Origin of the sequence: Bradyrhizobium sp., from assembly GCF_049798375.1 — a bacterium.
GTDB lineage: Bacteria > Pseudomonadota > Alphaproteobacteria > Rhizobiales > Xanthobacteraceae > Bradyrhizobium.
In genome coordinates, this window is the sequence record NZ_JBARGP010000531.1 from 1 (window position 1) to 6,038 (window position 6,038).

Annotated in this window: 4 protein-coding genes; 1 reads left to right on the forward strand and 3 read right to left on the reverse strand. The window is 64.2% G+C overall.

The window, feature by feature from the left end; all coding sequences use genetic code 11:
- Both dnaE and WA702_RS21550 read right to left on the reverse strand, forming a co-directional pair.
- On the reverse strand, window positions 1-3,506 hold a 3,506-nt coding region (gene dnaE, locus WA702_RS21545; protein ID WP_425112573.1), incomplete at its 3' end, for a DNA polymerase III subunit alpha.
- 481 nt (window positions 3,507-3,987) lie between these two features.
- The gene (locus WA702_RS21550; protein ID WP_425112574.1) at window positions 3,988-4,692 is read right to left on the reverse strand and encodes an outer membrane protein; all 705 of its coding nucleotides are present in this window, start codon (window positions 4,690-4,692) and stop codon (window positions 3,988-3,990) included.
- A gap of 294 nt (window positions 4,693-4,986) precedes the next feature.
- On the opposite strand from WA702_RS21550, the gene WA702_RS21555 reads away from it, so the two are divergent.
- A complete protein-coding gene (locus tag WA702_RS21555) occupies window positions 4,987-5,319 on the forward strand; it encodes a DUF3551 domain-containing protein (protein WP_425112575.1) in 333 nt (110 codons plus the stop codon).
- 96 nt (window positions 5,320-5,415) lie between these two features.
- Here the strand turns inward: WA702_RS21555 and WA702_RS21560 are convergent.
- Window positions 5,416-6,038 (reverse strand): outer membrane protein (locus WA702_RS21560; protein WP_425112576.1); only part of this gene is annotated, 623 nt, incomplete at its 5' end.

A 6,038-nucleotide genomic window follows, 5' to 3' on the forward strand; every position in this document is an offset into this window, starting at 1 on the left:
ACGCCGGTCACCGCCTTGATGGCGCCGGCAATTTGCGGAGACACCTTGAAGCGGCCGGGAAGTTTCATTTCGACCTCGGTTTCGAGATCGAGCATCATCACCAGCGAGACCTCGCCATCGCCTGCGACCGGGCGCGGCGCTGCGCTGGAACCAGCAGCGCCCGCCTTCGGCGCCGCACCATTGCCATTGCCCGCCGCCTCGGGCCCTTGCAGGCGCTTGACGATGGAATCGAGTGGCTTGGTGTCGCGCAGGAAGATGCGCAGGCCTTTCTGCGTCTTGGCCGCAGCGGCATCGAGCGGTTCCGCGTGCAGCACCCGCGCACGCACGTCCTCGCCCTGCAACTCAGCGCCGAGCTGCAACAGCACGGCAGCACCGGGCTCCAGCACGTCGCGATATTGCGCGAGCCCTTCGGAGAACAGCACCGCCTCGAAATGGCCCGTCGGATCGGACAGCCCCATGATGCCCATCTTGTTGCCGGTCTTGGTGCGCCGCTCCATCCGCGACACCACCGTGGCGGCAACCTTGCCCGCTGTCGCACCTGTCTTTACTGCGCGCGAAAACTCCGCCCAGCTCTGCACCCGCAGGCGCTTCAGCGCCGTGGCGTAGTCATCGAGCGGATGGCCCGAGAGGAAGAAGCCGATCGCGTCATATTCGCGCCGTAGCCGCTCGGCCGGCAGCCAGTTCTCGATGTTCGGCAGCACGATCGTCGGCGCATCGGCGGCATTGCCGAACATGTCGTTCTGGCCCGACGTCTCCGCATCATGCGCGCGCTGGCAGGCCGCCACGATCGCGTCCGCACCGGCGAACACCCGCGCCCTGTTGGTATCGAGCACGTCGAACGCACCGGCGGCGGCGAGGCTTTCGATAATTCGCTTGTTGATGGCGCGCGGATTGACGCGCGCGGCGAAGTCGGCGAGCGACTTGAACAGTCCGCCCTTCTTGCGCGCTTCCACGATCAGCTCGATCGCCTGCGGACCGACGCCCTTCAACGCTGCGAGCGCGTAGTAGATCGTGTTCGGGCTGACCTCGAAGGTCGGGCCCGAACGATTGATATTGGGCGGCTCGACCTTGATCTTGAGCCGCTGCGCCTCGGCGCGGAATTCGGAGAGCTTGTCGGTGTTGTTCAGATCGAGCGTCATCGACGCCGCGATGAACTCCACCGGATAATGCGCCTTCATGTAGGCGGTGTGATAGGATACCAGCGCATAGGCCGCGGCGTGCGACTTGTTGAAGCCGTAGTCGGCGAACTTCGCCAGGAGGTCGAAGATGGTGTCGGCCTGGCTCTTGGTGACGCCGTTCTTGGTCGCGCCGTCGACGAAGCGGACGCGCTGTTTGTCCATCTCGGCGCGGATCTTCTTGCCCATAGCGCGGCGCAGCAGATCGGCTTCGCCGAGCGAATAGCCCGACATCCGCTGCGCGATCTGCATCACCTGCTCCTGGTAGATGATGACGCCGAAGGTTTCCTTCAGCGTCGGCTCCAGCAGCGGATGCAGATATTCAGGCTCCTCGTCGCCATGCTTGCGCGCGCAATAGGTCGGGATGTTGGCCATCGGGCCCGGCCGGTACAGCGCGACCAGCGCGATGATGTCCTCAAAACGATCTGGGCGCATGTCGATCAGCGCCCGCCGCATGCCCTGGCTTTCAACCTGGAACACGCCGACCACGTCGCCGCGCGCCAGCATCTGATAGCTCGGCGCATCGTCGATCGGCAGCGTCGCCAGATCGACATGGACGTCGCGCTGCTTCAACAGCTTCACCGCGACGTCGAGCACGGTCAGCGTCTTCAGGCCGAGGAAGTCGAACTTGACCAGGCCCGCGGGCTCGACCCATTTCATGTTGAACTGGGTCACCGGCATGTCGGATTTCGGATCGCGATAGAGCGGCACCAGCTCGCTCAAGGGGCGATCGCCGATCACGATGCCGGCCGCGTGGGTCGAGGCGTGGCGGGTCAGGCCTTCGAGGCGCATCGCGATGTCGAAGGCGCGCGCGACCACCGGGTCTTCCTCGCGGAACGCCTGCAGCTTCGGCTCGCTCTCGATCGCAGCCGCCAAGGTCACGGGCGCGGCCGGATTTTGCGGCACCAGCTTGGTCAGCTTGTCGACCTGGCCGTAAGGCATCTGCAGCACGCGGCCGACGTCGCGCAGCACGCCGCGCGCCTGCAAAGTCCCGAAGGTGATGATCTGCGCCACTTGGTCGCGGCCGTAGCGCTGCTGCACGTACGAGATCACCTCGCCGCGGCGGTCCTGGCAGAAGTCGATGTCAAAGTCCGGCATCGACACGCGCTCGGGATTGAGGAAGCGCTCGAACAGCAGCGCAAAGCGCATCGGGTCGAGGTCGGTGATCGTCAGCGCCCACGCGACCAGCGAGCCAGCGCCGGAGCCGCGGCCGGGCCCGACCGGAATGCCTTGCGCCTTGGCCCATTTGATGAAGTCGGACACGATCAGGAAGTAGCCCGGAAACTTCATGCGCAGGATGACGTCGAGCTCGAAGGCGAGGCGCTTGTGGTAGTCCTCCTCGGCTAGGCCCGGCGCCATGCCATGGACCTTGAGGCGGCGCTCCAGCCCCTCCTCAGCCTGCCGCTTCAGCTCGGCCGCCTCGGCGCTCGCGGCGTCGGCTGCATCGGTGCCAGCGCCGACGGTGAACAGCGGCAGAATCGGCTTGCGGGTGCGCGGGCGGAACGAGCAGCGCTCGGCGATCTCGACGGTGGAAGCCAGCGCCTCGGGAATGTCGGCGAACAGCACCGCCATCTCGGCGCGGGTTTTGAAGCGGTGATCGGAGGTGAGCTGCTCGCGCTCCGTATCGGCGATCAGATGACCACCGGCGATGCACAGCAGCGCATCGTGTGATTCGTAATCGTCGGCGGTGGCGAAATACGGCTCGTTGGTCGCGACCAGCGGCAGGCCCTTGGCGTAGGCGATGTCGATCAGGCCGCTCTCGACGCGGCGCTCTCGGTCGGTGTTGTGGCGCTGCAATTCGATATAGAGGCGGTCGCCGAACAGGCTGGCCAGCCGCTCGCAGCGCTGGCCCGCCAACGCCGCCTGATCGTGCTGGATTGCCAGCGAGATCGGACCGTCCGGGCCGCCGGTGAGCGCGATCAATCCATCGACGCCCTCCATCAGCCATTCGAACTTGATGTGCGGCGCCTGATGCGTCGGCGTCTCCAGGAAGGCGCGCGAGTTCAGCCGCATCAGATGGCGATAGCCCTCCTCGCGCGCGGCCAGCAAGACGATTCGCGACGGCGTGATCATCGCGCTCGCATTGCGCGCGTTCGGATCGAGGTCGCCGAAATCGACCGCCAGCTCGCAGCCGACGATCGGCTGGATGCCGTAGCCGGCCATCTTGTCGGAGAATTCGAGCCCGCCGAACATGTTGTCGGTGTCGGTCAAGGCCAATGCCGGCTGCTTGTCGGCCTTGGCAAGCTCGCCGAGCTTGGCGATCTTGATCGAGCCCTTCAGCAGCGAATAGGCGGAATGAACGTGGAGATGGACGAATCCGGCGTTGGACATGCTCGCCTTGACGCTTGCGGGTGGAGCGGTACGCCGGACGCCGAGGCAGGCTTATTCCGCCTGCCTGCTGCCGCCGACTCGTGCTCCTATGTTACCGGACCGCAGGACCTGGAGTCCGCCTCGGCGCGCCGCTGTCCGGATTTTCAACAGGGCAGGCCGCGAGAATCGGCGTGAGCGACGAAAACTCAAAGCTGCGGAATGATTTGCGCCCACATGGCGATCATGCCGATGAACAGCGTGATCGACGCCAGCGCGGCAGCTTCCTCGACAAAGATCTTCAGCATCGCGACCTCCTGAGTAAGAACATAAGAGGAACAATGTTCTTTTTTTGTTCTCAGGTCAAGCGCTCTGCGCCAGCCACCCGGCGCAGCGCCGCCACGTGGTTAATGTGGGTGATTCGTCCCTTGCCGTTCACCCATGAAAAAACCCCGGCGCGAGCGTCGCGCCGAGGTCGTTCGATCCGCCTAAGTAACGATAGAGATCAGTACTTGGAGATCATCGGGCCGCCGAACCGGTAGTTCAGGCGAGCCGTGAACAGGTCCACGTCCTGCTTGATGCTGGCGGTCTCGATGCCGGTGAAGGTGTAGTCCTGGCGACCCAGGAAGATGTGGTCGTACTCGAAGCCGAGCGACCAGTTCGGCGAGAAGCCGTATTCGAGGCCGGCGCCGACCGTCGCACCCCAGCGGGTGTCGCTGGTCGAGCCGAAGTTCGTTCCAGCGAAGCTGATGTCATACTTGTTGTCGACCACGGCCGCACCGCCCTTGGCGTACAGCAGCACGTTGTTCCAGGCGTAACCGAGCTGACCGGTGAACAGGCCGAACGCATCGGTCTTGCTGTGGTTGGTGAAGCCGGTGAAGGCGCCCACGTTGCTGCCCGACAGATCCGCCCAGTTGCCCTGAGCTTCGATGCCGAACACCACCGGGCCGGTCTGCCAGCGGTAGCCGATCTGGCCACCGACGGTGCCGCCGGAGTTATCATGCGAGCCGTCGCCAAAACCGAGAACGCTCCAGCTGTTGTGGCTCCAGCCGCCGCCACCGTTGATACCGATGTAGATGCCGCTCCAATCGTAGATCGCAGCAGCCATCATCGGCGGCGCTTTGGTGTAGGGACGCGCGGCGAGATCAGCAGCCTGCGCGGCCGAGCCGAGCGCAATAAGTGCCGTCGTGATCAACAGAAGTTTCTTCATCCGATTAAGTCCAGTTCCTGTCTGAGGCCCCCAGGCCGTGACGTCTCCTCATAACAATCTCAGCCACAATTGCTGTAGCCTGACGGTCACACTGAAACGGAAAGGGCGGCAGCCCGCCCCGGCGATTTCGTCAGAATTCACAAGTAGTTGATGGAACCGTTGTGCTTGCAATAGTTCCGAAGCAGGCTAACAGAGGGAGCGATGTTTCACGCGTGCTTGTTCGGCGATCGAATGTGGCAGCCGGGTGGCGCGCGGGACGATGCTGGGCCCAAGCTTTATCGGGAGAATTATTCAATGCGTGCCGCGTTTCTTGCAGTCCTGGCGGCTGCGCTGTCGTTCACCGCGGCCGTTCCGGCTCAGGCCGTCGGCATTCGACATGCGTTTTGCCTGCAGGGCCAAGAATATCCCGGGCTGAGTTACTGCACCTACGATAGCTATGCGCAGTGCCAGGCCACTGCGTCGGGCCGGCAACTGCAATGCATCGTCAATCCCTATTTCGCGGGGGTCAGCGACGATCCGCGCGCCACGCCCTACCCGTACTCGCAACGCCAGCGCGTTCGTCCGCGCCCGCCGACACCGAACCTGTATGCGCCGTTCCCGAATCTGTTCGAGTTCCAGGAGGACTGAGGCGGACCGCCGAAGTGGCCTGCCGTAACAAAAAAGCCCCGGCCGATGCCGGGGCTTTTTCCATGGCGTGTTCGCAATGCTTGGACAAACCCCGCCCTAGTGGAACAGGCCCGGACCGCCGAATCGATAGTTCAGACGTACCAGGCCGAGGTCGGCGTCCTGGCCGATGTTGCGGCTGGTCGCAGGCGTCGCGCCGGCAGTGCTGGCGAAGTTGAGATTCTTGTTGTCGAGGAAGATGTGGTCATACTCCACGCCGAGCGAGAGGTTCTGTGTGAGCCCGTATTCGACACCGGCACCGACGGTGGCCCCCCAGCGCGTCGCGTTGGCGGAATTGATCGGCGCGCCGGTTGCGGTCGTGAACGTGTTGTACTTGTCGTCGACAACAGCGGCACCGCCCTTCACATAGCCGAGCACGTTGTTGAAGGCGTAGCCGACTTGGCCGGTGAACAACCCGAACGCATTGAGACGCGATCGATCGGTGATAGCAGGATTGATCAGGTTTCGGCTGCTGCCGCTGAAATTAGCCCAATCGCCCTGCGCTTCGACGCCGACGACGAAGTTCGACATCTGCATGCGGTAGCCGACCTGGCCGCCGGCCGCCGCGCCGCTGGCGCTGTTGCAGCCTTCGGCGCCGCCGCCACCGGCAAGTCCCCAGCAATTGCGACTCGAGCCGCCGCCGGCGTTGGCGCCGATATAGAAGCCGCTCCAGTCATACACGG